This window comes from Rhodococcus tibetensis, from assembly GCF_024438035.1.
GTDB lineage: Bacteria > Actinomycetota > Actinomycetes > Mycobacteriales > Mycobacteriaceae > Rhodococcus_F > Rhodococcus_F tibetensis.
Window position 1 is genome coordinate 15,002 of the sequence record NZ_JANFQF010000012.1, and the last position, 22,895, is coordinate 37,896.

Annotated in this window: 26 protein-coding genes and 1 pseudogene; 16 read left to right on the forward strand and 11 right to left on the reverse strand. The window is 66.8% G+C overall.

All coding sequences use genetic code 11. The annotated features are described in order from the left end of the window. Nucleotides 1-78: 78 nt before the first annotated feature. The 4 genes from NOF53_RS15545 (at nucleotide 79) to NOF53_RS15560 (ending at nucleotide 5,049) form a co-directional block, all read left to right on the forward strand. Nucleotides 79-1,353, forward strand: coding sequence for an APC family permease (locus NOF53_RS15545; protein ID WP_255970180.1), 1,275 nt, complete (start codon nucleotides 79-81; stop codon nucleotides 1,351-1,353). A 108-nt stretch (nucleotides 1,354-1,461) separates the two neighbouring features. Next, nucleotides 1,462-2,877 carry a phytoene desaturase family protein gene (locus tag NOF53_RS15550; RefSeq protein WP_255970183.1) on the forward strand — a complete coding sequence of 472 codons (1,416 nt, stop codon included), beginning with the start codon at nucleotides 1,462-1,464 and terminating at the stop codon, nucleotides 2,875-2,877. A 60-nt stretch (nucleotides 2,878-2,937) separates the two neighbouring features. After that, on the forward strand, nucleotides 2,938-4,452 hold the full coding sequence (locus tag NOF53_RS15555) for an ATP-dependent DNA ligase (protein ID WP_255970186.1): 1,515 nt from the start codon (nucleotides 2,938-2,940) through the stop codon (nucleotides 4,450-4,452). A gap of 102 nt (nucleotides 4,453-4,554) precedes the next feature. Beyond that, the gene (locus tag NOF53_RS15560; RefSeq protein WP_255970189.1) at nucleotides 4,555-5,049 is read left to right on the forward strand and encodes a hypothetical protein; all 495 of its coding nucleotides are present in this window, start codon (nucleotides 4,555-4,557) and stop codon (nucleotides 5,047-5,049) included. Between the two features lie 6 nt (nucleotides 5,050-5,055). Here NOF53_RS15560 and NOF53_RS15565 read toward each other — a convergent pair whose 3' ends face one another. After that, entirely contained in the window at nucleotides 5,056-5,271 is a 216-nt protein-coding gene (locus tag NOF53_RS15565; protein WP_255970192.1) for a hypothetical protein, read from the reverse strand. A 195-nt stretch (nucleotides 5,272-5,466) separates the two neighbouring features. Between NOF53_RS15565 and NOF53_RS15570 the strand changes: the two genes are divergently transcribed. Beyond that, nucleotides 5,467-5,895: a hypothetical protein gene (locus tag NOF53_RS15570; RefSeq protein ID WP_255970195.1), complete on the forward strand. Its 429-nt coding sequence runs from the start codon at nucleotides 5,467-5,469 to the stop codon at nucleotides 5,893-5,895. Between the two features lies 1 nt (nucleotide 5,896). On the opposite strand, the gene NOF53_RS15575 is transcribed toward NOF53_RS15570, so the two are convergent. Continuing rightward, nucleotides 5,897-6,625 carry a pyrimidine reductase family protein gene (locus tag NOF53_RS15575; protein WP_255970198.1) on the reverse strand — a complete coding sequence of 243 codons (729 nt, stop codon included), beginning with the start codon at nucleotides 6,623-6,625 and terminating at the stop codon, nucleotides 5,897-5,899. After that, the gene (locus tag NOF53_RS15580) at nucleotides 6,625-7,149 is read right to left on the reverse strand and encodes a flavin reductase family protein (RefSeq protein WP_255970201.1); all 525 of its coding nucleotides are present in this window, start codon (nucleotides 7,147-7,149) and stop codon (nucleotides 6,625-6,627) included. The genes NOF53_RS15575 and NOF53_RS15580 overlap by 1 nt, the downstream gene beginning before the upstream one ends. Nucleotides 7,150-7,387: 238 nt before the next feature. Between NOF53_RS15580 and NOF53_RS15585 the strand changes: the two genes are divergently transcribed. Next, a complete protein-coding gene (locus tag NOF53_RS15585) occupies nucleotides 7,388-8,887 on the forward strand; it encodes a stealth family protein (protein ID WP_305086945.1) in 1,500 nt (499 codons plus the stop codon). An 18-nt stretch (nucleotides 8,888-8,905) separates the two neighbouring features. On the opposite strand, the gene ppk2 is transcribed toward NOF53_RS15585, so the two are convergent. Continuing rightward, a complete protein-coding gene (gene ppk2, locus NOF53_RS15590) occupies nucleotides 8,906-9,850 on the reverse strand; it encodes a polyphosphate kinase 2 (RefSeq protein ID WP_255970204.1) in 945 nt (314 codons plus the stop codon). Nucleotides 9,851-9,933: 83 nt separating this feature from the next. Here ppk2 and NOF53_RS15595 point away from each other — a divergent pair, with 83 nt between their 5' ends. Further along, entirely contained in the window at nucleotides 9,934-10,302 is a 369-nt protein-coding gene (locus tag NOF53_RS15595; RefSeq protein WP_255970207.1) for a helix-turn-helix domain-containing protein, read from the forward strand. On the opposite strand, the gene NOF53_RS15600 is transcribed toward NOF53_RS15595, so the two are convergent. Next, nucleotides 10,303-11,238, reverse strand: coding sequence for a phosphodiesterase (locus NOF53_RS15600; RefSeq protein ID WP_255970583.1), 936 nt, complete (start codon nucleotides 11,236-11,238; stop codon nucleotides 10,303-10,305). A 254-nt stretch (nucleotides 11,239-11,492) separates the two neighbouring features. On the opposite strand from NOF53_RS15600, the gene NOF53_RS15605 reads away from it, so the two are divergent. Further along, nucleotides 11,493-11,789, forward strand: coding sequence for a putative quinol monooxygenase (locus NOF53_RS15605; RefSeq protein ID WP_255970209.1), 297 nt, complete (start codon nucleotides 11,493-11,495; stop codon nucleotides 11,787-11,789). A gap of 36 nt (nucleotides 11,790-11,825) precedes the next feature. Here the strand turns inward: NOF53_RS15605 and NOF53_RS15610 are convergent, their stop codons facing one another. Next, complete coding sequence (locus NOF53_RS15610) at nucleotides 11,826-12,494, reverse strand: 3-oxoacid CoA-transferase subunit B (RefSeq protein ID WP_255970211.1); 669 nt, start codon at nucleotides 12,492-12,494, stop codon at nucleotides 11,826-11,828. Continuing rightward, nucleotides 12,491-13,255, reverse strand: coding sequence for a CoA transferase subunit A (locus NOF53_RS15615; protein ID WP_255970213.1), 765 nt, complete (start codon nucleotides 13,253-13,255; stop codon nucleotides 12,491-12,493). The genes NOF53_RS15610 and NOF53_RS15615 overlap by 4 nt, the downstream gene beginning before the upstream one ends. Nucleotides 13,256-13,482: 227 nt before the next feature. On the opposite strand from NOF53_RS15615, the gene NOF53_RS15620 reads away from it, so the two are divergent. After that, a complete protein-coding gene (locus NOF53_RS15620) occupies nucleotides 13,483-14,256 on the forward strand; it encodes an IclR family transcriptional regulator (RefSeq protein WP_255970215.1) in 774 nt (257 codons plus the stop codon). A gap of 78 nt (nucleotides 14,257-14,334) precedes the next feature. On the opposite strand, the gene NOF53_RS15625 is transcribed toward NOF53_RS15620, so the two are convergent. Both NOF53_RS15625 and NOF53_RS15630 read right to left on the reverse strand, forming a co-directional pair. Beyond that, nucleotides 14,335-14,970: an RES family NAD+ phosphorylase gene (locus NOF53_RS15625; RefSeq protein ID WP_255970217.1), complete on the reverse strand. Its 636-nt coding sequence runs from the start codon at nucleotides 14,968-14,970 to the stop codon at nucleotides 14,335-14,337. Nucleotides 14,971-14,979: 9 nt separating this feature from the next. After that, nucleotides 14,980-15,183, reverse strand: coding sequence for a hypothetical protein (locus tag NOF53_RS15630; protein WP_255970219.1), 204 nt, complete (start codon nucleotides 15,181-15,183; stop codon nucleotides 14,980-14,982). Nucleotides 15,184-15,198: 15 nt separating this feature from the next. Between NOF53_RS15630 and NOF53_RS15635 the strand changes: the two genes are divergently transcribed. The 4 genes and pseudogenes from NOF53_RS15635 (at nucleotide 15,199) to NOF53_RS15650 (ending at nucleotide 18,231) form a co-directional block, all read left to right on the forward strand. Continuing rightward, on the forward strand, nucleotides 15,199-15,438 hold the full coding sequence (locus NOF53_RS15635; RefSeq protein WP_255970221.1) for a recombinase family protein: 240 nt from the start codon (nucleotides 15,199-15,201) through the stop codon (nucleotides 15,436-15,438). A gap of 3 nt (nucleotides 15,439-15,441) precedes the next feature. After that, nucleotides 15,442-17,252: pseudogene (locus tag NOF53_RS15640) on the forward strand (zinc ribbon domain-containing protein). Nucleotides 17,253-17,372: 120 nt separating this feature from the next. After that, a complete protein-coding gene (locus NOF53_RS15645) occupies nucleotides 17,373-17,618 on the forward strand; it encodes a hypothetical protein (RefSeq protein WP_255970223.1) in 246 nt (81 codons plus the stop codon). Between the two features lie 31 nt (nucleotides 17,619-17,649). After that, a complete protein-coding gene (locus NOF53_RS15650) occupies nucleotides 17,650-18,231 on the forward strand; it encodes a dihydrofolate reductase family protein (RefSeq protein WP_255970226.1) in 582 nt (193 codons plus the stop codon). A gap of 58 nt (nucleotides 18,232-18,289) precedes the next feature. On the opposite strand, the gene NOF53_RS15655 is transcribed toward NOF53_RS15650, so the two are convergent. Beyond that, the gene (locus tag NOF53_RS15655) at nucleotides 18,290-19,162 is read right to left on the reverse strand and encodes a slipin family protein (RefSeq protein ID WP_255970229.1); all 873 of its coding nucleotides are present in this window, start codon (nucleotides 19,160-19,162) and stop codon (nucleotides 18,290-18,292) included. Next, complete coding sequence (locus NOF53_RS15660) at nucleotides 19,159-19,623, reverse strand: NfeD family protein (RefSeq protein WP_255970232.1); 465 nt, start codon at nucleotides 19,621-19,623, stop codon at nucleotides 19,159-19,161. Before NOF53_RS15660 ends, NOF53_RS15655 begins: the two co-directional genes overlap by 4 nt. 144 nt (nucleotides 19,624-19,767) lie before the next feature. Here NOF53_RS15660 and NOF53_RS15665 point away from each other — a divergent pair, with 144 nt between their 5' ends. The 3 genes from NOF53_RS15665 to NOF53_RS15675 all read left to right on the forward strand — a co-directional run bounded on the left by NOF53_RS15665 (nucleotide 19,768) and on the right by NOF53_RS15675 (nucleotide 22,837). Next, nucleotides 19,768-20,436, forward strand: coding sequence for an SIMPL domain-containing protein (locus NOF53_RS15665; protein ID WP_255970235.1), 669 nt, complete (start codon nucleotides 19,768-19,770; stop codon nucleotides 20,434-20,436). Nucleotides 20,437-20,468: 32 nt separating this feature from the next. After that, a complete protein-coding gene (locus NOF53_RS15670) occupies nucleotides 20,469-21,269 on the forward strand; it encodes a HugZ family pyridoxamine 5'-phosphate oxidase (RefSeq protein ID WP_255970238.1) in 801 nt (266 codons plus the stop codon). 329 nt (nucleotides 21,270-21,598) lie between these two features. After that, on the forward strand, nucleotides 21,599-22,837 hold the full coding sequence (locus NOF53_RS15675; protein WP_255970241.1) for an IS256 family transposase: 1,239 nt from the start codon (nucleotides 21,599-21,601) through the stop codon (nucleotides 22,835-22,837). Nucleotides 22,838-22,895 lie beyond the last annotated feature (58 nt).

A 22,895-nucleotide genomic window follows, 5' to 3' on the forward strand; every position in this document is an offset into this window, starting at 1 on the left:
CGATCGGCGTGGTCGGCGGTGTCGGGCCCGGAGCAGTAGCCTCGGCACCGACCATCGTTGGGCGCCGGAAGGGACAGCATGACCGGGGAACGGCCCGAAACGGAGCCGACACCGGCACCGCAACTGAAACGCCGACTGGGAGTGTTCGACTCGGTGATGATCGGCCTCGGGTCGATGATCGGTGCCGGCATCTTCGCGGCGCTCGCTCCGGCCGCTGTCGCCGCGGGCGGCGCCCTGCTCTTCGGGTTGGCAGTCGCGGCGGTGATCGCCTACTGCAATGCCAATTCCTCCGCTCGCCTGGCCGCGCTGTACCCACAGTCCGGTGGAACTTACGTCTACGGCCGCGAACGTCTGGGCCCCTTCTTCGGATGCCTCGCCGGCTGGGGTTTCGTCGTCGGCAAAACTGCTTCCTGCGCCGCCATGGCCTTGACCGTCGGCGCCTATGCGTGGCCGGGCTACGAACACGTGGTCGCGGTGATTGCCGTCGGCGGAGTCACCGCCGTCAACTATCTGGGTGTGCAGAAGTCGGCGCTGGCCACCGGCGGCATCGTATTCTTCGTCCTCGCGGTCCTGGCCGTGGTAGTGCTGGCGTGCCTCACCGCTACCGATACGGGTTTCGACGGCCCAGTGCTGACCCGAGGTCATGGGGTCACCGGTGTTTTGCAAGCAGCCGGCTTGTTGTTCTTCGCGTTCGCGGGTTACGCCCGAATCGCCACGCTGGGCGAGGAGGTTCGGGACCCGCGCCGGACGATTTCCCGGGCTATCCCTCTCGCCCTCGGCCTCACCCTGCTCATGTATCTCCTCGTCGCGATCGCGGTACTGAGCGTCCTCGGTCCCGACCGGCTGGCGGCCGCGACCGACCCGCTCGCCGAGGCCGTCCGCGCCGCCGGATTCGGCGGTGTCGAGCCCGTCGTGCGGGTGGCCGCCGTCGTCGCCGCACTGGGTTCCCTGCTCTCGCTGATCCTCGGGGTTTCCCGCACCACGTTCGCGATGGCCCGCGACGGCAACCTGCCCCGGTTCCTCGAGGCCGTGCACCCCCGGTTCGCGGTACCGCACCGTGCGGAGCTGGCCGTGGGTGCGGTGGTCGCCGTCCTCGCCGCGACAGCGGATCTGCGGGGCGTGATCGGGTTCTCGTCGTTCGCTGTGCTGGTGTACTACCTGATCGCGAACGCATCTGCTTGGACGTTGTCGGCGCAGTTACGTCCTCGGCTCGTCGCGGCCGCGGGTGCCGCCGGATGCCTGATCCTCGCCGCGTTCCTTCCCCTTCCTTCGGTGCTGTGGGGGATCGTCGTCCTCGGCGTGGGCACAGGCCTCTACTGGTTCCGCGCCGTCGTGTCGCGATCTGCTGCCTGACGGGCCCATCCCCCTCGAGGTTGAATGGTCCGTGGGGGATGCCTCGCAACGCACACGAAGTGGTGACCGAGGCGCCTCGGGCGATGGCACTGAAGTGAGGATTACCTCGTGACAACTGCGGTAGTGGTCGGCAGCGGGCCCAACGGACTCGCTGCCGCCATCCATTTGGCCAGGCAGGGCGTGTCGGTGCGGGTTCTCGAGGCCAAGGACACGATCGGCGGCGGCACCCGCTCCTCCGAGCTCACGCTTCCCGGCCTGATCCACGACGACTGCTCGGCGTTCCATCCCACCGGGGTGGCGTCGCCTTTTCTGCAGTCGCTCGGCCTGGGCGACCACGGACTGCGGTGGCTCTGGCCGGAGATCGACCTCGTCCATCCGCTCGACTCGGGTTCGGCCGGTGTGCTCTGGCGCGACATCGACCGCACAACCGCAAACATGGGTGAGGACGGTAAAGCCTGGCAGCGGATGTTCGGCGGGCTGTCGAGGTCGTTCGACGAGCTGACCGACGACGTGTTCCGTCCGATCGTCCACTTGCCCGCACATCCGGTGCAGCTCACCAAATTCGGCCTCAACGCGCTCGCCCCGGCGGCGCTGACGGCCCGTCGGTGGAAGCGACCGGAGACGCGGGCCCTGTTCGGCGGGGTGGCAGCACACGCGTTCAGTTCGCTGCACACCCCCATGAGCAGTTCCGTGGGTCTGATGCTCACCGCCGCCGGCCATGCCTACGGGTGGCCGGTCGCGCAGGGTGGATCCCGGTCGATCACCGACGCGATGGCGTCGATGCTCGGCACGCTCGGCGGCACCATCGAGACCGGGGTGTATGTCGATTCGCTGGATTCTCTGGGCACACCGGACATCGTGATGCTCAACGTGGCACCGCGTGCGGTGCTGCAGATGGCGGGCGATCGGTTACCGGGCAGGGTCGCCCGTGCATACCGCCGGTATCAGTACGGGCCGGCGGCTTTCAAGGTCGACTTCGCAGTCGATGGCCATGTCCCCTGGACCAACGAGCACTGCCGCGCCGCGGGAACCCTGCATCTCGGCGGCACGTTCGAACAGATCGCTGAAGCAGAAGGACAGATCGGGCGAGGCGTCATGCCCGAGAGCCCGACGGTGCTCGTCGGGCAGCAGTACCTCGCGGACCCCTCCCGTTCGGCGGGCGGCGTCAACCCGATCTGGTCGTACGCGCATGTCCCCCATGACTATTCGGGTGACGCCACGCAGGCGATCATCAACCAGATCGAGCGGTTCGCACCCGGTTTCCGGGACCGCATCGTCGGGCAGCACGTGCGTTCGGTCGCGCAGATGGAACAGCACAACCCCAACTACATCGGCGGCGACATCGGCGTGGGCGCCAACACCGCACTGCAGATCGCGATGCGGCCCCGCATCGGGCTCGACCCCTACTCGACCGGAATTCCGGGCGTGTATTTGTGCTCCTCCGCGACCGCGCCGGGGGCAGGGGTCCACGGCATGTGCGGGTACAACGCCGCCCGGTCGGCGCTGAAGAATCTCGAGAGCTGACCTTCCCGAGGGGACCGGAAACGCCGCGCGCTTCGGCATCGATCCGGTTACCGTCGGTTTGTGCTGGTTTCGCGGATCGTGGAGACGTCGCATGCTGTGGGAGCCACCCGGTCCCGCAAGGTGAAGATCGAGGCGCTGCGAACACTGCTCGCCGACCTCGAGCCCGCCGAGGTGGAGCCGGTGGTGGCCTGGCTCTCGGGGGAACTGCGGCAGGGCCGTATCGGCATCGGCTGGCGGACACTCGCCGACCTCCCCGCCGCCACTGCCGCCGGTGACCCCACCCTCACCGTCGCCGATGTCGACCGATTCATCACCGAGGTGGCCGGGACTTCTGGATCGGGTTCGACGGAACGACGGCGGACATTGCTCACCGACCTGTTCACCCGCACCACGCCGGACGAACGCGACTTCCTCGTTCGGCTGCTGACCGGAGACCTGCGACAGGGCGCGCTCGAAGGGGTTATGACCGACGCCATCGCCGCCGCGGCCGCACTGCCCGTCGAGCCCGTTCGGCGCGCCTTCATGCTGTCGGGGCGGCTGCCTGCCACTGCTACCGCCGCGCTCGGCGGCGGCGTCGAGGCGCTCGGCGCGTTCCGGCTCGAGGTGGGTCGACCGATCCGGCCGATGCTGGCCTCCCCCGGCGAATCGCTCGCGGACGCGTGGACGGAACTCGCCGGTGACGTCAGCGTCGAGTACAAGCTCGACGGGGCGCGAATTCAGGTGCATCGCCACGGCGACGAGGTCCGCATCTTTACCCGCACGCTGCGTGAGATCACCGGCAGTGTGCCGGAACTGGTCGAACTCGTCGCCGGACTCCCGTGCGAATCCGCGGTGTTCGACGGCGAGACACTGGCGTTGACCGACTCCGGTCGTCCCCGCCCCTTCCAGGAAACGATGAGCCGTTTCGGCGCCGAGAGTGCCCGCGAACTGCTGCTGCACCCGTACTTCTTCGACTGTCTACATCTCGACGGGGCCGACCTGCTCGACGCACCACTCGCCCAGCGCCTCGATGCCCTGGAATCCGTGGCCCCGCAGCATCGTATTCCCGGGCTTCTCCGACCCGACACCGACGCAGCGGCAGGACATTTCGACGACGCACTTGCCGCCGGACACGAAGGCGTCATGGTGAAATCGCTGTCGGCCCCGTACGCCGCGGGGCGTCGCGGTCGCGCGTGGCAGAAGGTGAAACCGGAACACACCCTGGATCTGGTGGTCCTGGGCGCCGAGTGGGGTTACGGCCGGCGCACCGGCTACCTCTCCAATCTGCACCTGGGTGCCCGCGACCCCGACGGTGGTGATCCGATCATGGTCGGCAAGACATTCAAAGGCCTCACCGACGCGTTGTTGCAGTGGCAGACGGCCGAATTCCCGCGTCACGAACGCGCCCGCGACTCCCACACCGTATTTCTGCACCCGAGGATCGTCGTCGAGATCGAACTCGACGGCGTACAGGTCAGCTCCCGCTACCCCGGCGGCGTCGCGCTCAGATTCGCGCGGGTCCTGCGGTATCGACCCGACAAGGACCCCGCCGACGCCGACACCATCGACGCCGTGCGCGCGCTGCTGCCGGGGTAGCGGCTCGCGTTCCGACGGCAGATTCCTCGAACTGCGTGGCTCTGGTCTGCACGGTAACCTCCCGCACAAGTACTGTCGCTTTGCCGCGAGGGGGTCTGACTGGTGACATTCGCTTCCCGCCTCGTGCCCTCCCGCGCGGCCCCGGCGCTGGCATTTGTCGAGGACACCGTCAGGAAGGCGGCCTCGGCGTCGGAACAGCCCATTCGTGTCGTGGTCTGCACTGTCACCGTTCCTATCGAGGTCGCGAAGACGTCGTTCCGCATTCTGCGGCTCACCGAGGAACTGCTCGCGGAAGTCGTGTTCTTGCTGCGGACGATGCGGCCGGTGGTCGAGGCCACCACCCAGCAGGCAGATAATCTCGACTCGGTCTTCCGGACGTTCGAACAGATTCAATCCTCGGCGGACGCGATTGCGCGGACCCCGATCGGTGTCGTCAGGAACGTCTTCGCACCGGCACGTTCACCGAGAGACGAGAGCGCCCCTCGCCCCACAGTGATCGAGGCCGAAGCACCACCGAGCCCCCCAGGCCTGGCGGTGCGCATACCGTCCATCACGGTGACGGCTCCGCGCATCACCTTCGGAAAGCCGAGTCGCTGACCCCGGCTATCGGCGGGGGAAGAAGTCCGCACTCTGCACGTAGTCCACGCGGCAGTGAAGGTCGGGTCGCTGGGGTGCGTCACCTCGGCGACCGCGGTCCCGCCGGCAGCACGCCTGTTTCAGGACCGCGTCGGCGTCCTCGACGTAGAGGCGGAGGAAGCCGACGTCAGCGCAGATCGCCTTCGTCAACGTCGTCAGCAACTTCGGGCGCGAGCTGTTCACGGGTGAGGCGCACGTCGACGTCACCCTGGCCCGGATCGGCACCATCGATTCCAGCCGCCGTAGTTCGGCGCCCTGGTCGCCGGTTCAGGTCGCAGCCCTGGAGGCGCTGAGCAACGCACCGGCCGTGCCATCGTGGTGACGTCGGGTTTGCAACCGCCGCGTTTTGAACCCGCCTGAACTGGGCATTTCTGCACTATGAGTAGCGAAGACGGCCCGGGGGACACGCTGAGTCCCAGTGAGAGCCTCGACTCCGACGATGTGCGCAACAACGACGGGGACGATGTGGTCGATCCTCCCGACGGCTGGAGTGAGGCCGACAAATTCGGTACCACGGCACGTGAGGAGCGTGAGGGCGAGTCGCTCGACGAGAAGCTGTCCGAGGAGGAGCCGGACATCGCGTTCGAGGAGCAACTCGACATCCCGATCGCCGACCTGCCCGATGATCAGCTGTCCGAGGACGTCGACCGTGTCATCGACGACGAGGACGATTTCGTGATCCCGGTGTTCGGCACCAAACATGCCGATGTCGTGGAGGGTGTCATCGTCGAGGATTCGCGCACGGACCGGGGGCAGATCGACGGACCCGCGGAGGACGGCGACTCGTTCTTCACCGTGATCGATTAACTCAGCGGCCCCGGCCGTATCGCAGGTAGAGGAAATCGTCGTGGGTCAGAACATGCTGGAGTGACAGCGACCGCGGCGCTCCCAGCGTCGGGCCGGCGGTCGCCCGCTGTGGTTGCGGTCCGGCCAGCTTCGGCGCCAGGGTGAGGCACATTTCGTCGACGAGGTCGTGCGTCACCAGGTCGTCCAGGAGCGTGGGGCCTCCTTCGCACAGGATCCGGCGGAACCCGCGGTCCCCGAAAGCAGTGATCAGGGCCGGCAGGTCGACGGTGTCCTTCCCCGCCACCACGACGTCCGCGACCTCTTCCAGGGCGGCGCCGCGCTCGGTCGCGGTTCGCTGCGTAGTGACGACGATCGGCCGCACGTCCCCGGTGAACAGCGGCGTGTCGAGTGGGATGTTGCCGGTGCGGGTGACGACGGCGATCGGCGGTGGTGCGGCGAGGCCCCACCGCTCGAGCCGATAGCGCGACTGCTCCTCCGTCAGCATTGCCGGCCCGTAGCGTTCCGCCCGGATGGTTCCGGCTCCGACGAGGACCACGTCGGCATAGGTGCGCAGAGCGCGGAGCAGTTGGTGATCTACCGCGTCCGACAGCGGCCGGACCCGGCCGTCGAAGGCAGCGGCGCCGTCGAGGCTGGCGACCATGTTCACCCGAACGCCGTCGGGCGGGTCGCGGTAGAACTCCTCGGCAGACACCTCGTCGGAGCCAGTGTTCACTGTGCGCATGGTCGGCATCACGCCTCGTGTCCGGGTTCGAGGTCCCGCACGTCCGAGAAGGTGATCAGCTCACCCAGATTGTCCGGTGCAGAGCCGGTTTCGGGTGCGAGCAGGAACGCGACATGATCGCCGAGCTCGAGGCGTTCGAGAATTCGCCCGCTGAACCAGGCCGAAGAACTGTCGAGGATCGGCAGCCCGTTGGGGCCGGCGCGCCACTCGCACTGCGCGAACTTGTCGATGTCGTCACCGGTCTGCTCACCGAACAGGGTCGCCAGCGCGCGGTGCTCTTTGGTAAGCAGATGGACAGCGAGGTGTTCCGCGTTCACGGCGACCCCGTAGGTGTGGTTCTTGTTCGACAATCCCACCAGAAAGCGCGGTGGGTTGATGCTGACCTGCGATGCGAACCCGACCAGGCACCCCGACAGTTGCTCTTCCCAGCGGGTGGTGACCACGAACATCGGATAGTTCAGCAACGCGACGACATCCTCGAACGCCTGTCCGGCGTCGCGCTGCGTCGTATCGGGATTCCCGTTGTGCGGCATTTACCCTGTCTAACAGATTCGACGGGGGCGATGCAGGCCGCCGTCCTCCGGAACGCCGGTGCCGTCCTCCGGAACACCGGTTCAGGGCCTAGAATGGGCGGTGGCCGCACTCGCGGCAGTCACCGGAAAGGCCCCCGAGATTACTTATTCTTCTGCTCCGCACGATGTTTACCTGGTTCCACCCGAGCAGGAGAGCGGCGATATCGTCGCTCACGCTTCCGCCGCTGCACAGTCCAGGTTGGCTGACCGGCCCGATGTGGTGCGGGTCAAGGGCCGCTTCGCGCTGACCATTACCACCACGACGCCGCACGAGGCGATGGTGGAGGATCTGCTGTTCATCCGGGAAGTGCTGGACGGCGCGGGCATCGACTACCTGCTAGTGCGGGGCAACGACGAACGTCCGGTGATCGCAGTTGACTGGGCTCTGCGCAAGCAGTTGCGCACCGCTCTCGTGGCCGCGTGCCGGAACCGCCCGTTCTACTCGAAACCGGTCGATGCCAAACGTGACTCGGCCGTTCTCGTCGCCGACGGCGCGCTGTCGGCGAATGCGAAGGCACGTATCTTCCGGTTGTTCCGACCGCGCGTGCACGTGGAGAGCGGCCTGAGCTACGGAGCGGCGACGGGTGTGCAGATCGAACTGTGGAAGTTCGCCGAAGGCGAGATCGTGCTGCCCACGGAGAACTCACTGACCCGTCACATCGTGCGTTCGGAGGAAGCCGTCCGCGGTACGGTCGAGCGGTTCGGCCGGGTGTGGCCGACGATCGAGAACATGTTCGCCGACCACGCCTCCGACATCAATTTCGACATCGATTTGGTGTTCTCGTGGGTCGACGGGTCTTCCAAAGAGTTTCAGGCGCAACGCGCCAAGCGGATGCAGAACTATGTGGTGGGTGAGGGCGACGACTCCGCGGCCCGGTTCCGGCAGATCAACGAACTGAAGTATGCGCTGCGTTCGGTCCACATGTACGCGCCGTGGATTCGCCGCATCTTCGTCGCCACCGATTCCGATCGTCCGGAGTGGCTGGCCGACGATCCCCGGGTCACGTTCGTGCCCAGCGAGGAATTCTTCGTCGACCCGTCGGTGCTGCCCACGCACAACTCGCAGGCGGTGGAGAGCCAGCTGCAGCACATCCCGGACCTGTCGGAGCACTTCCTGTACTCCAACGACGACATGTTCTTCGGCCGCCCGGTCGGACCGGAGATGTTCTTCTCCCCCGGCGGCATCAGCATGTTCATCGAGGCGACGACACGAATCGGGCTGGGCCACAACGACGAACAGCGCAGCGGTTTCGAGAACGCGGCCCGCGTCAACCGGCGGTTGCTGCAGAACCGCTTCGGTGTGACCACTACCCGGCACCTCGAACATGCCGCCACACCGCTCCGCAAGAGCGTGCTCGAGGAGATGGAGAAGGAGTTCCCCGACGAGTTCGCCGCCACCGCCGCGAGCACCTTCCGCGCCAGCTCCAACATCTCGGTGACGAACTCGCTGTATCACTATTACGCGTTGATGAGCGGGCGCGCGGTGGTGCAGACGTCGGCGCGGGTGAAGTACGTCGATACCACTGTGAAGGCGGGACTGCGCGACATGGATTCGCTGCTCGCGAAGCGGTCCATGGACTTCTTCTGCCTCAACGACGGCAGCACACCGGAGATCGACCTGGAATTGCGCACCAAGAGGGTCACCGATTTTCTCGAAAGCTACTTCCCCATCCCGGCGCCCTGGGAGACCGGGCTCTGAGCGACCGAGGAAGCCCGGTCAGACTGCGGGGATCGAGTCTCCGGGCCGTTCGCCTTCGTCGTAGACGGTGGCGGGCGGGCCAATGATCTGCGGATCAGGCGTGCCCACCACTCGCTTGTCTTTGCCCGTGTAGTCGAACTTGTGGAGCACCCACCGGATCGCCTCGATGCGCGCCCGTTTCTTGTCGTTCGACTTCACGACCGTCCACGGCGCGTGCGGGGTGTCGGTGTAGAAGAGCATGGCCTCTTTGGCCTCGGTGTAGGCGTCCCACTTGTCGAGGCTCGCGAGGTCGGTGGGTGAAAGCTTCCACTGCTTGACGGGGTCGGTGCTACGAGACACGAACCGGGCGTGCTGCTCTTCGCGGCCCACCGAGAACCAGAATTTCACGACGCGGATGCCCGACTGCACCAGCATCCGCTCGAACTCGGGGGCCGAGCGGGTGAACTCCAGGTACTCGTTGGGGGTGCAGTAGCCCATGACGCGTTCGACGCCGGCCCGGTTGTACCAGGAGCGGTCCATCATCACGATCTCCCCGCCCGCGGGCAGGTGCTGCACGTACCGCTGGAAGTACCACTGGGTGCGCTCGCGTTCGGTGGGCTTCTCGAGCGCCACCACCCGCGCACCACGGGGGTTGAGGTGTTCGGTGAACCGTTTGATCGCGCCGCCCTTGCCTGCGGCGTCCCGGCCTTCGAAGATGATGACGACCTTCTCGCGGTTCTCCTTCACCCAGGCCTGCAGCTTGAGCAGTTCGATCTGCAGCTTGCGTTTGCGGGCCTCGTACTGGCGCCGCGTCATCTTCTCGTCGTACGGATATCCGTGCTTCCACGGCTCGTCCACCTCGGCGATACCACGCTTGCGGCCCGACTTGCGCAGCAGCTCACCGATCTCGTCGATCTCCGGCGTCACATCGATGTCGTTGTCGCCGACGGCTTCGAAAGGGTTGGAATCGTGCAGCTCGTCCACAGTAAAAGGCTACCGCCTGGCGGCTCACCGGCGGGGCACGTGAGATCGTGGAACGTCCGTCCCTCCGGCAGAGAGCGTCCAGCATGAGCATCGACCACATCGTTCCCGCGCTCGACGCCGATGCTGTCACGGAGCTCCGGTCGGTCCTCGCCGCACTGTCCGACGATCCCCCTCCGACGGTGACCGTCGACCGCGTGGAACTACCCGTCCCCGTCCGCGACGCCGTCGTACAACTGCTCGCCCTGCTCGGTGAGGGCCAGAGCCTCGCCCTCGGGACGGTGGCGGACCTACTCACCACCTCACAGGCAGCGGAGGTTCTCGGTGTCTCGGACACGTATGTGCGGCGGCTCGCCGATTCGGGGGCGCTGCCCATCGAGATGCGCGGCACCCACCGCCGGTTCCGGCTCTCCGATGTGCTGGCGCATCGGGAGCAGTTTCCGCGTCGGAGCTGACTACACCCGAACGGTCGGACGCGAAACGACGTCTTCTCCGGAATCCGGGATTCGCACACCCTTGGCGGCGAGCCTGCGCGCGGTCTCGTCGGCGGTGACGTATTCGCCGACGGTCTCGTAGGAGCCCAGCGGCACCACGGAGTGGACGATGGTCTCCGGGTAGACGTGCACCAGGTTGAAGCCCTGCGCGCCGTCCTGCCCGCGCAGCGCTCCCGCCGGGACGTTGAGGTCCTGGGTGTAGCAGGTGGCGGAGGCGACGGAGACGGGGATGCCCGCGAAGGTGGCCGTCGTCGAGTAGTGCAGGTGTCCGGCGAGGATGGCTCGGACGTCGCTGTCGCGGAGCACGTCGGCCAGTCGCGGCTGGTCGCGCAGTTCCACCAGCACCGAGAGGTCGAGGACGCACGGAACCGGCGGGTGATGCAGCGCCAGGATGGTGCCGTGCGGCGCGGGAACGGCAAGTTCCGCCGCCAGCCAATCGAGCTGGTCCTGCTCGAGCTCGCCGTGGTGATGTCCGAGGACGGTGGTGTCGAGGGTGATGATGCGCAGCCCGTCGACGTCGTAGGAGTGGTCGATCGGCGCGTACGACGGCTCCTCCCGGAGCAGTGCGGTCCGGAAATGTCCGCGGTCGTCGTGGTTGCCCATCGCCCAGATCACCTGCGCACCGAGCGACTCCGCGACGGGTTCGACGATGTCGCGCAGCTTCTCGTAGGCGCCTGGCTCCCCCTTGTCGGTGAGGTCGCCGGTGAACACCAGAGCGTCCGGCGCGGCGTGGGACGCCTCCACCTCGGCGAAGATCTGGCGCAGTTTGGCTTCGCTGTCGACAGCCCCGTAGAGCAGGGTTTCGTCTACCAGATGCGTGTCGCTGAGATGGAGCACGAAGTGCGACGGCCGCGGATACTCGGCCGTACGTAGGTCGGCTGCCTCGGTACCGTTGATCGGTCTCTCGCTTCCGCTCGCCCGGAGGGACAGGAGCCAGGCGGACTCCCGCTGGGTATCCACACTAGACAAGTGCGTGCAGACAACGACCGGGGGCACGCCCGACGGACACCGGGTGAACGCGGCACGACGATCCCGCGTACCGATTGGCGCAGACGGAATCCGGCTGATCGACCGCCCGCCCACCGCTGTCGAGAAAGCGTTCTCTATCGTGATCGACGTCATATTATTTGCATCGATTTCGAGGAGACCAGATGCCGATCACCGCAACACTGGAATTGAAGTTCAAGCCCGAGTCCGTGGACGCTGCCCGTGACATCTTCAGCCGCGAGTTGAAGGCCACCCGCGCGTTCGACGGCTGCCTGGGCGTCGAGGTGCTCGTCGACGCCGCCGATCCCGCCCGTTGGCTGCTGATCGAGAAGTGGGAGTCGGAGGAGCACGACGCCGCCTACCGCACCTTCCGCGCGGGACCGGGCGCCATCACCGACCTCGGACCTCTGCTGGCCGGCGCACCGGTCCTCACGAAGTACACGGTCGAAGACAGCATCTAGATCCCGATCCCGCGGGTCGTCGAACTGGAGTGCCGATCAGGCAGTGGTCTCCAGGTCGACGATCAGTGTGGGGCCCGTCGCGGCCTGCACGTCGTCGACGCTCACCCCGGGCGCAAGTTCGCGCAGGGCCAGGGTGCCGTCGCCGAGTACGTCGATCACCGCCAGGTTGGTGATGATCCGGTTCACGACTCCTTGACCGGTGAGCGGCAGGGTGCACGCGTCGACGATCTTGTGGTTGCCGTCGCGGTCGGTGTGTTCCATGACGACGATGACGCGTTCGGCGCCGTGCACCAGGTCCATCGCCCCACCCATTCCCTTGACCATCTTGCCGGGGACCATCCAGTTGGCGAGGTCGCCGGTGCGCGACACCTGCATGCCGCCGAGTACCGCGGTGTCGATGTGACCGCCGCGGATCATGCCGAACGACAACGCCGAATCGAAGAAGGCCGCACCGGAATTGACGGTCACGGTTTCCTTGCCGGCGTTGATCAGGTTGGCGTCGACAACCTCCTCGGTGGGGTACGGGCCGGTGCCGAGGATCCCGTTCTCCGAGTGCAGGATTACCCGCACGTCGTCGTTGAGGTAGCCGGGAATGAGGGTGGGCAGCCCGATGCCGAGGTTGACGTATTCCCCGTCGATCATGTCGGCGGCGGCGCGCTGCGCCATCTGATCGCGGGTCCAGCCGGTAGCAGCAAGTGTGGTCACGAGGGGCGTCCTTCCGCGCGCACGGTGCGCTTTTCGATTCGCTTGTTCTGGGGTCCGGTGTGCACGATGCGCTGAACGAATACTCCCGGCAGGTGCACGTGCGCCGGGTCGATCTCGCCGGGCTCGACGAGGGTCTCCACCTGGGCGATGGTCACCTTGCCCGCCATCGCGGCGAGGGGGTTGAAGTTCATGGCCGTCTTGTCGAAGACGAGGTTGCCGTCGGTGTCGCCGATAGCGGCGTGGACCAGCGCGTAATCGGCGTTGATGGCCTCTTCCAGGACGTACCGCTTGGTCCCGAAGACGCGGGTCTCCTTGGGCGGTGACGCGATGGCGACGGAACCGTCGTGGTCGTAGCGCCAGGGCATTCCGCCGTCCGAGATGGGGGTGCCGACGCCGGCCGGAGTAAAGAAGGCGGGAACGCCGGCGCCGCCGGCCCGCAGCCGTTCGGCGAGCGTGCCCTGCGGGGTCAACTCCACCTCGAGTTCCCCGGCCAGGTACTGGCGGGCGAACTCCTTGTTCTCCCCCACGTACGACGCGGTGACCCGGCGGATCCGGCCCGCCGACAGGAGGATTCCGAGCCCGTGGTCGTCGACTCCGCAGTTGTTGGAGAACACCTCGAGCTGGTCGACTCCCGCTTCTTCGAGGGCGGCGATGAGTGCATCGGGGATGCCGCAGAGCCCGAACCCTCCTACCGCCAGTGACGAGCCGCTGGTGATGCCCGCGACCGCCGCTGCCGCGGACTCGGAAACCTTTCCTGTCATCGTGTCTCCCTTCGCTACCGCTCGACCTCCGAGCCGGTGTTCACTTCTATGCGTTCATTCAGCAGACGCTGTGTCTCACACCTGCCGGGCTTCGCTGACCGCCGTCGTGAACGCGTAGGCCCTAGTAGAACGTGCCCTGGCTCACGTTTCAAGGAGCTCGAGAAGGTTGTTCACAGCCTGAACACCGGCGCGCGGAGCGTTCACTGAGTGAACGCTATGATGGCCGCATGACAGAGGAGACGCGCGGACCCCACGTGGTCGGACGGGTGGGTGCGCTGTTGCGGGCCGTCGGATCGCACGAGCCCACCGGCGCGTCCACCACGGTGCTCGGACGTGCGGCCGGGCTGGCCCGTCCCACCGCGCACCGCTTGTTGTCTTCGCTGGCCGACGAGGGGCTACTCGACCGCGACGCGAAGACGGGCCGGTGGACCCTCGGCCCCGAGTTGTATCTGCTTGGCGCGGCGGCCGCGACCCGCTACGACATCACCCGGCACGCCCGCGGCGTTCTCGACCGGCTGGCCCGCGACACCGGGGAGAGCGCGTTCCTCTCGGCCCGGCGCGGCGACGAGACGGTGTGCATCGCCGCCGAGGACGGTAGCTTCCCGCTGCGCTCGCACGTCCTGCACGAGGGCATTCGTTTTCCGCTCGGCGTCGCCTCCGCGGGACTGGTGATTCTGGCGCATCTCCCCGACCGCGACATCGACGACTACCTGGCGCGCACCGATCTCTCCGGACGATGGGGTGAGAACCACAACGCATCGGCACTCCGTCAACGCATTGCGCTCACCCGCCACACCGGTTACGCGGTCAACCCCGGTCTGATTGTCGAGGGCAGCTGGGGAATGGGTGCGGCGGTGTTCGACCGGGACGGCCGGCCGGCGTGGGCGCTGAGCCTCACCGGCGTCGAGACCCGCTTCCGCCCCGAACGCCACCCCGAACTCGGCACCCTGCTCCTCGAGCAGGCGCACGTCCTCTCGCAGCTGCTGCAGTCGCGGGCGTGAGTCCAGTTTCGCGAGTTCAGTTGCCCAGCGGGGCAGGTTCCGCGGGCCGAACCGGTTCGCCCGTGTGTCGTCGCAGCGTCAGGTGATGGTGTAGCCGAGCTGGTAGGCCGCGCTGTCGATCGGTCCGTACAACCCGGGATGCGACAACGGCAGCGACAACGCCGGCAGCGCAGGAAACGCGTCGGTGGTCCGTTCGGAGACCGCGAGGCAGACACTGCCGGCGAACCGGCCGCGGTAGACGATCCCGTCGAGATCGTCATGGGCGCGGTGAATGGTGCGGGCCCAGTGCTGGGTTCGGCCGTGCGCGGCGGAGTCGAGGGCATGGTTGCCGCCGACCCGAGTCGCCCACGTCCCCTCGCCGATGCCGGACACATCGAGCAGTCTCACCGGGCGGATGAATCGGAGGCCGGTCAGATACGGGTCACCGCGGTGGCGGTCGATCACGCGGGCGCTTTGAAACGCCTCGGCCAAGGCGCCGCGGGGACTGGAGGCGCCGTACCAGATGCCGTAGCCGGGATGTTCGGTCCGCGGGGGCGAGTGGTGGTCGAACCGCAGGATCGGCCCGAACGTGCGCAGTCCATTCCACGGCAGCACATGGGTTCCGGTGGTGCGATGCACTCGCCACACCACCTCTGCCGGTTGCCGGTCGAACACTTCCTCGGGGCGCACGCCCGCGTCACGATGGACGGTGATGGTCGGGGGTGCGGGCAGCATCGACCCCATCTATGCCGATTCCCATTCGGCGGCGGTGATCACATCAATGACCTGTTCGATGTCGGCGGCGGTTCCGGCGCTGCCGGTCAGCCACGCCACGATCGACACCTGCCGGCCCTCCACGGTCAGGGACGGTTGTGGGTGGGTCAGCAACGCCTGCACGGTCAGCGGGTGCAGGTCCTTCGCCAACAACGGCATCACGCCAAGGGCCACTGCACGGTGGTGCGGGTGGTGTGGCGGGATCGGTTGGCCCGGTTCGGAGTCGCCTGGATCGAAAGGTATTTGTCGGTGGTCGGGGTTACGGTCGAGGTCCTGCGGGAGCATGGCGACAAGTCGCTGGTGGAGGAGTTGATGGATGACTTCATGGCGTTGCTCGCGTCGTTTTCGGGCCGGTTCTACCGGCTGCGGTCGAAACAGAATCAACGCCGACTTCTCGACGATGCGGCAGCGAGGTTGGAGGAGGGATAGCCGATGACTGTTGCCGGATTCACTGTGCCGCGTCAGTTTTCGTTCACCACCCGCCCGTACGCGGCGGTCGACGACGCTACCGACGCCTCGATCGGGCTCGATACCATCGATGTTCGTGTCCGGTGGATGCTCGACCTGATCGGCGCCGCGCAATCGGAGTTGATGTCACGGTTGTGGCAACCGGCCACCTTCGATGCCATCGCCGCCGGACGTGACAGTCAAGACCGGAAGCTCCCGGCGCAGGGGCATGTCACTGCGGCGCGTCTGGGGTGGAACCCGTCCTACCCCACCGGGGTGTACGTGCCGTCGCGCGTGACCCGGGTGGTCACCTCCCAGGCGGTCGGCACGCTGCGCACCCTGGCGTACCGGGATACCGCAATCAGTGCGCTGTCGGCCAGGTTCGACCCGGCTACCGGCCGACTGACGCCGCCCACCACGGCTGGCGAATACGTGCCGCCCGGCTTCGCGCGCGGCGTGGCACGGCAACTCGCAGCGCGCTCGCGCCGCGCCGGAAGCGGGGAGCGTCCCACCGCACGCGTGCGGATCACCGACGTGCAAACGCCACCGACGTCTGCTCCGATGGCTAGGCTCTCGGCCGCCGACAAGCAACTCTCCCAGATCGCCGTCACCGACGCCGTCATGACGTTGACGGTCAAACTTCCCACGAATCCGGCCCCGGCAGGGCGCTCACAGTGGCAGTGGGTCCGCCTGATCGCCGCGATCCCACCGCACCTGCACACCCGAGCAATCACGGACTGGCATCTGCCCACTCTCGTCCTCGACCACCGTGGCCTGCTGCTGGCCTGCGCTGCCACCGAATCTGTTCGGGCGCCCGATCTGACGTCGAGATCGACGGCGGTGGGGGTGGATTGGTCGCCGTCCACCCTCGGAGCAGCCGCCATCGTCACCGAAAGCCCCGACGGATTGGTCTCGGACTACCGGGGCTTCACCTACGACGACCGGGGCCTGGGGATCAAGCTGGCCCGGCTGCAAGCGGAAGGTCAACACCTGCACCGTAAGGCTGCACGTTTGACGCGGCTCGCCGCGACCGCACCACCCGAGGTGCGCGCCGAACTTGAAGGCAAGATCGCGGTCCTCGACGCCCACCGCGCCGCGGTCGGTGTCAAACGGGGCAAGATCAACCGGGAACTAGCCTTCCACTTCGGCCGGGAAGTGACCGATTACGCCGCCGCGGCGGGCGCGGCGGTGATCGGGGTGGAGGACCTCAGCACCCTCGAAACCCGGGGTCACAGCCGGGTGAACAACAATCGGGCCGCGCAGTCCGCGCGCCGCAAAGCCGTCGACGCTCTCGCACACACCGCCGCGGAGGTCGGTGTGACGGTGGTGTCCGTCCCGGCACGCGGAACGTCGGCGTTGTGCCCAAGTTGTAATGACAAGCTCTCCCGCCCGGGCGGCTATCACCGGGCGTGGTGCGCACGGTGCAAGGTAGGCGGCAATCGTGACCACGTAGCCGCTGTGAACCTCGCCAAACGTGCACTGCTCGGGCGCAGCACAGCAATCCGCAAACGCGGACAGAACCCGCAAATCCGGATCGCCGAACATGCGCCGGTCCGGCAGTGCCGCGACAAGAAAGTCCCACCCCGAGCAGGCCACGGCATCGCCGCGTCCGCTGCAGTGTTCCCACCGCGACACCACCGGCGGGGGTGAATCAAAGAAGAATCGTTCCTGCACCACAAGCGTCGGTGTGGGACACGGTCAAACCCGCCACATCGCACGGTGTTACGGGTAGCCGTGACGTACCTACATCTCCGGCATCGGCCGCGTCAGTGGCAGATAGTATGAGATTTAAGTAGACGCTGTGCAGGATCTGGGTCGCGCATCCTCGAATCCGAGATCGCCGCGCAGGTAGCGGGCTTCGGGGCTGGCATCGGTGGCCCAACCCCTCACTTTTACCAACTATCGAGCACAAATTCATGACAGCGGGAATTAGTTGGGGTCCGTCGGTATCGCGCCCCAGCGGCTGGGTCCGGTACCACTCCAGTGCGGCCGGGCCTCGGACGAGCCCCGAGGGCGCATCTGATCGACAACACACCATCATCGGGGGTGGCGGCGTAGACGTGGACGATCTTCTTCTCCTTCCACACAACAACGCCGGCGACACCATCGACTACCCCGGCATCGAGCAATATTTGGCCCAATTCCCGCTCACGACCAGCTAATTTCGGAGCACCCCAAGCGAAGGAGAGCCCCGTGGGCAAGGTGGTCATGTACAGCTCGGTGTCGGTGGACGGCTTCATCGCGGACGACAATGACCAGCCCGGACCGCTGTTCGACTGGTTGTCCAGCGGTGACGTCCCATTGGACGAGAGCGGCGAGATCAAGATGTCGCAGACGTCCTACGACTACACCCGCCCGTACTGGGACCAGATCGGGACGACACTCGTCGGCCGCCACGTCTTCGACATAACGGACGGCTGGGACGGAAAGCCTCCGGGCGGGATCGACCACGTGGTCGTCGTGACGCACCGGCCGAAGCCCGAGGGCTGGGACCCCGAGGCGCCGTTTCACTTCGTCGACGGCGTCGAGGCGGCCGTGGCCAAGGCGCAGGAGCTTGCGGGGGACCGCATCGTCGAGGTCGCCGCCGGCGACGTCGGTGGCCAGGTGCTTGCCGCAGGTTTGGTCGACGAGGTGCGCATGGACGTCGTACCCGTGGTGTTCGGGTCCGGCAAGCGCTACTTCGGGTCGGTCCACGCACAGCACCTGTTGGAAGATCCCGACGTGGTGATTCAGGGCAACCGGGTGCTTCATCTGCGCTATCGGGTGCGCCGTTGACAACCTCCATCCTCGGAAGACCTCGAAACTACCCCGGGACCGACGCAGTTGCCCAAGCTCAATTACGCAGCGGATGCGCTACGGGTTCCGGACGCGCCATGGCCCGCATCGGGTCGACATCCGGTCTGGCCTCGAGTTGGGACGGTTCGGCGGGCCGAGACTCGTCCTGCCCGTTGGCAGTCGGTGTGGTGAGGAACGGACGGACCAGGTCGAGCGGCAACGGGAAGACGATGGTCGAGTTGTTGTCGCCGCCCATCTCCCCCAGCGTCTGCAGGTAGCGCAGCTGCAAGGTGGTGGGGTTGCGGCTGATGACGTCGGCGGCCTCGGCGAGTTTGGCGGACGCCTGGAATTCCGCCTCGGCGTTGATCACCTTGGCGCGGCGTTCGCGTTCGGCCTCGGCTTGCCGGGCGATGGCCCGCTGCATGTTGGTGGGGATCTCGACGTCCTTGATCTCCACCGTGGTGACCTTCACGCCCCACGGTTCGGTCTGCTGATCGATCACCTTCTGCAGATCTTCGTTGAGGCGTTCCCGCTCCGACAGCAGGGCGTCGAGGTCGGCCTTACCCAGGATCGAGCGGAGGGTGGTCTGCGCGATCTGTGATGTGGCGGCGAGGAAGTCCTCGACTTCGACGATGGCCCGGTCGGCGTCGATCACCCGGAAGTAGGTGACGGCGGTGACCTTGGCCGGCACGTTGTCGCGGGTGATCACTTCCTGGACCGGAATCCTCAGCGTCACGGTCCGCAGGCTGACGCGTTCCATGCGGTCGATGGCCGGGATCAGCAACACCAGGCCCGGACCTTTCAGGTCGATCAGCCGGCCCAGCCGGAACACGACGCCGCGTTCGTACTCGCGGAGCACTCGGATGGAGCTGCTCGCCAGCATGGCGAGAAGGATGATGACGACGGACAGGATGACGACGACTTCGGTCATAACAGCTCCCACGGTTCGCGGCGGCGCACGGTGAGGGTGAGGCCGCGGATCTGTTCGACGATGACGGCGTCACCGGCGGTCGGTGCCTCGTCGTCGCCGAACTGGGTCTGCGCCTTCCACAGCCCCCCGGCTGTTTCCACCTGTCCTTGCCGCCCGGCCCAGCTGCGGACCGTGGCGTCGGTGCCGATCAGCGATTGCGGGCCCGAGCGGATGGGAATGCGCCTCGCCGACAATGCCTTCCGGCCGATCACCGCCGCGGTGCCGAGTCCGACCACCGCTACTCCCGCCGCGGCCGGGACGGCGATCATCTGCGCGGTGTCGCTGGATGTGAACAGCAGCCACACACCCGCCGCGGAGGCCAGGGCACCGAGCCCGCCGAGCACACCCGCGGTCGGTGCGTGTGCCTCGATCACGATCAGCAGCACCCCGAGTATCAGTGCCAGCACACCCAACGCGGCCATCTCGCATCACCCACGATCACGCTTTCGCGAGGGCCCGGCCGCATCGCATAGCCACCTGGCGATCGGGCCCTCAATGTCAACGGTATGCGAGCGCGCGGGGTCACGCCACCAGCAATTTTCGGCCCGGGTGGCACACTCCTTTTCATGCATACGAGTCCTGTTGTCGTCACCGTCGCCGGCCACGGTGAGGCCACGTTTGCGCCCGAGCGCTGCACGGTCGCGATCGTCGTCCGCATCGAGACGGGTGACGTGGAACGGTCGGTCGAGAAGGCCACGGCCACCGTCAGCCGGCTCACCGAGCTGATCAACGCGCAGTTCGACAGCCACCATGGTCCGATCAACTGGTGGTCGCTCGATCAGGTCCGTCATTCTCGGCACCGCCCGTACAGCCAGGACGGTCTCCAGCTGCCATATGTGTACCGGGCGGAGGCAGCGCTCCAAGTGAAGTTCAGCCAACTCGGCGCCGTCGGCGGCTTCGTCGATTCGGTGTCAACGCTCGAAGGGGTGAACGTCGGGAACTTCGACTGGGCGCTCACCAGCAAGAGCCGGGCCACCCGCATCATCCAGGTGCGCGAACTGGCCATCCGAGACGCCCAGTCGAAGGCCGAAACCTACGCCCGCAGTCTGGGCCGCAACACCGTTCACCCCGTGGCGATCGCCGACCCCGGCATGCTCGGGGTCGACGCGGCCTCGTCCTACGGTGGCGTCGGGGCCCGCGCCTTCGCCGCCGGCGGGTCGAACGAGGCCATCGCGCTCAAGCCCGAGAACATCACGCTCAGCGCAGACGTCCATGCGCGGTTCGAGGCGTGGTGAGCGAGAATTCGACGCGGGCGTACCGTTCGGGAATGACCAACTTAGATCACGGAGATCCGGGTGACGCCCCGACTGTGCCGCCGCCGCTGGCGGAGGTGGTGAATCCTGCCCGCCCGTCCGCGGCCGAGGAGGCCAGGACGGTGGCGGCCTCGACCAACATCGGCACCCTCGCGAGCCTGACCGCCGACGGTGATCCCTGGGCATCGTTCGTGACCTACGGTCTGCTGGGCGGCTCCCCGGTGCTGTGCGTGTCGCACATGGCCGAGCACGGCCGCAACCTGGCGCACAATCCGCGCGCGAGCATCGCGATCGTCGCGCCCAACCCACCTGCCGATCCGTTGGCCAGCACCCGCATCACCCTCGCCGGGTACGTCTATCGCCCCGAGGGCGACGAGCTCGCCGCCGCACGCGAGGCGCACCTGGCAGCCATCCCGGCCGCGCACGTCTACATCGACTTCAGCGACTTCTCCCTCTGGGTGTTGCGGGTGCATCGGGTGAGGTGGGTCGGCGGCTACGGGCGGATGGACTCGACCACCGCGGAGGCATATGTCGACGCATCCCCGGACCCGGTCACACCGCACGCCGGCCGCGCGGTCGAGCACCTCAACGCCGACCACGCCGACGCGCTGCTCGCCATGGCCCAGGCGCTCGGTGGCTTCCCGGACGCCACCACCGCCACCTGCGAGGGTGCCGATCGGTATGGGCTGGACCTGCGCGTCGTCACCCCGCGCGGAGCCGCCATGACACGGGTGGGGTACGCGGAGCCACTCCACTCCCCCGACCAGTTGCGCGCGGCGACAGTTGCTTTGACGCGTCTAGCTGCGGGCTGCTGACAGAACTAACTACCGTGGCAACCGACTACGCACAGATCTCTTGAGGACATCGTCGTGCTCGAGATAGCCGAGAGCCCGGGTCAATAGTCATCCAAGTTGGATGCAGTGGCCTATGCAGGAGCACGCGTTCCAACGGCGACTCCGCATCGAGCGATGCAACTTACTCCGAAACAACACCGTCGAAGCCAATGACCTTCGCTAGGTTGCGTCCACGACGATGGTGTACGAGCCGGATCAGGACGTCACCGGCGTGTCGTAGCCGGAAAGTAGGCGGTCACCGCGTGATTCTTCGAGAGAGCTACCAACTCGACTCGACGAAAGAGCACGCGATGACCACTGCCCACGATATCGACCTGCACCAATTCCTGACCGACCGCCTCACCGACGCCAGCCCAGTCCTGCTGCGCAGCCTGCTGTCCACCTTCATCGACGCGCTCATGGGCGCCGAAGCTGACACCTTGTGCGGTGCCGGTTTCGGTGAACGCTCCGACGACCGCATCAACAGCCGGAACGGCTATCGGCACCGCGACTTCGACACCCGCGCCGGCACACTCGACATCGCGATACCCAAGCTGCGTCAGGGCTCGTACTTCCCGGACTGGTTGCTGCAGCGCCGCAAACGCGCCGAACGTGCCCTGACCTCGGTGGTGGCCACCTGCTACCTGCTCGGCGTCTCCACTCGCCGGATGGAGAAACTCGTCGACTCGTTGGGCATCACCAGCCTGTCCAAGTCGCAGGTCAGCGTCATGGCCAAGGACCTCGACACCCAGGTCGAAGCATTCCGCAGCCGCCCGCTTGACGCCGGACCGTACACCTTTGTCGCCGCCGACGCCCTCGTCCTCAAGGTCCGCGAGAACGGGCGGGTGGTCAACGTGCACACCCTGGTCGCGGTCGGCGTCAACGCCGACGGCTACCGGGAAATCCTTGGAATCGAGGTCACCTCCGCCGAGGACGGGGCCGGCTGGTTGGCGTTCTTCCGGTCGCTGGTTACCCGCGGTCTGACCGGGGTTCGGTTGGTGACCTCCGACGCCCACGCCGGCCTCGTGTCGGCGATCGGCGCCACCTTGCCCGGGGCCGCCTGGCAGAGGTGCCGGACGCATTATTCGACCAATCTCATGTCCCAGACGCCGAAGAATTGGCCCTGGGTGCGTGCGCTCCTGCACTCCGTTTACGACCAACCGGACGCCGATTCTGTTCATGCTCAATATGATCGGGTGATCGACGCCTTGTCGGAGAAGCTGCCGAGGGTCGCCGATCATCTCGACGCCGCGCGGGCCGACCTCCTCGCCTTCACGGCCTTTCCGAAGCAGATCTGGCGGCAGATCTGGTCCAACAATCCCCAGGAGAGACTGAACAAGGAAATCCGCCGGAGGACTGATGTCGTCGGGATCTTCCCCGATCGCACCGCGTTGATCCGGCTCGTCGGAGCCGTCCTCGCCGAGCAGCACGACGAGTGGATCGAAGGGCGCCGCTATCTCGGCCTCGACGTGCTCGCCCGTTCCCGCGGCGACCACACCATCACTACCGAACCACAGCAGGAGGTGACACCCGCGGAGCTAACCGCATAACCCCCGACGAGGAATCACGCGACCACCTCGTACACCACGCCCCGGGACTTGACCCCTC

Excerpts from the sequence above, each read along its gene's own strand:
- NOF53_RS15670 (WP_255970238.1), top strand. The coding sequence starts at position 20,469 with ATGACCAACTTAGATCACGGAGATCCGGGTGACGCCCCGACTGTGCCG.
- NOF53_RS15625 (WP_255970217.1), bottom strand. The coding sequence starts at position 14,970 with ATGCTGCCCGCACCCCCGACCATCACCGTCCATCGTGACGCGGGCGTG.
- NOF53_RS15580 (WP_255970201.1), bottom strand. The coding sequence starts at position 7,149 with ATGCCGCACAACGGGAATCCCGATACGACGCAGCGCGACGCCGGACAG.
- NOF53_RS15605 (WP_255970209.1), top strand. The coding sequence starts at position 11,493 with ATGCCGATCACCGCAACACTGGAATTGAAGTTCAAGCCCGAGTCCGTG.
- NOF53_RS15645 (WP_255970223.1), top strand. The coding sequence starts at position 17,373 with ATGACAGCGGGAATTAGTTGGGGTCCGTCGGTATCGCGCCCCAGCGGC.
- NOF53_RS15620 (WP_255970215.1), top strand. The coding sequence starts at position 13,483 with ATGACAGAGGAGACGCGCGGACCCCACGTGGTCGGACGGGTGGGTGCG.
- NOF53_RS15665 (WP_255970235.1), top strand. The coding sequence starts at position 19,768 with ATGCATACGAGTCCTGTTGTCGTCACCGTCGCCGGCCACGGTGAGGCC.
- NOF53_RS15595 (WP_255970207.1), top strand. The coding sequence starts at position 9,934 with ATGAGCATCGACCACATCGTTCCCGCGCTCGACGCCGATGCTGTCACG.
- NOF53_RS15655 (WP_255970229.1), bottom strand. The coding sequence starts at position 19,162 with ATGACCGAAGTCGTCGTCATCCTGTCCGTCGTCATCATCCTTCTCGCC.
- NOF53_RS15545 (WP_255970180.1), top strand. The coding sequence starts at position 79 with ATGACCGGGGAACGGCCCGAAACGGAGCCGACACCGGCACCGCAACTG.
- NOF53_RS15570 (WP_255970195.1), top strand. The coding sequence starts at position 5,467 with ATGAGTAGCGAAGACGGCCCGGGGGACACGCTGAGTCCCAGTGAGAGC.
- NOF53_RS15675 (WP_255970241.1), top strand. The coding sequence starts at position 21,599 with ATGACCACTGCCCACGATATCGACCTGCACCAATTCCTGACCGACCGC.
- NOF53_RS15660 (WP_255970232.1), bottom strand. The coding sequence starts at position 19,623 with ATGGCCGCGTTGGGTGTGCTGGCACTGATACTCGGGGTGCTGCTGATC.
- NOF53_RS15615 (WP_255970213.1), bottom strand. The coding sequence starts at position 13,255 with ATGACAGGAAAGGTTTCCGAGTCCGCGGCAGCGGCGGTCGCGGGCATC.
- NOF53_RS15575 (WP_255970198.1), bottom strand. The coding sequence starts at position 6,625 with ATGCCGACCATGCGCACAGTGAACACTGGCTCCGACGAGGTGTCTGCC.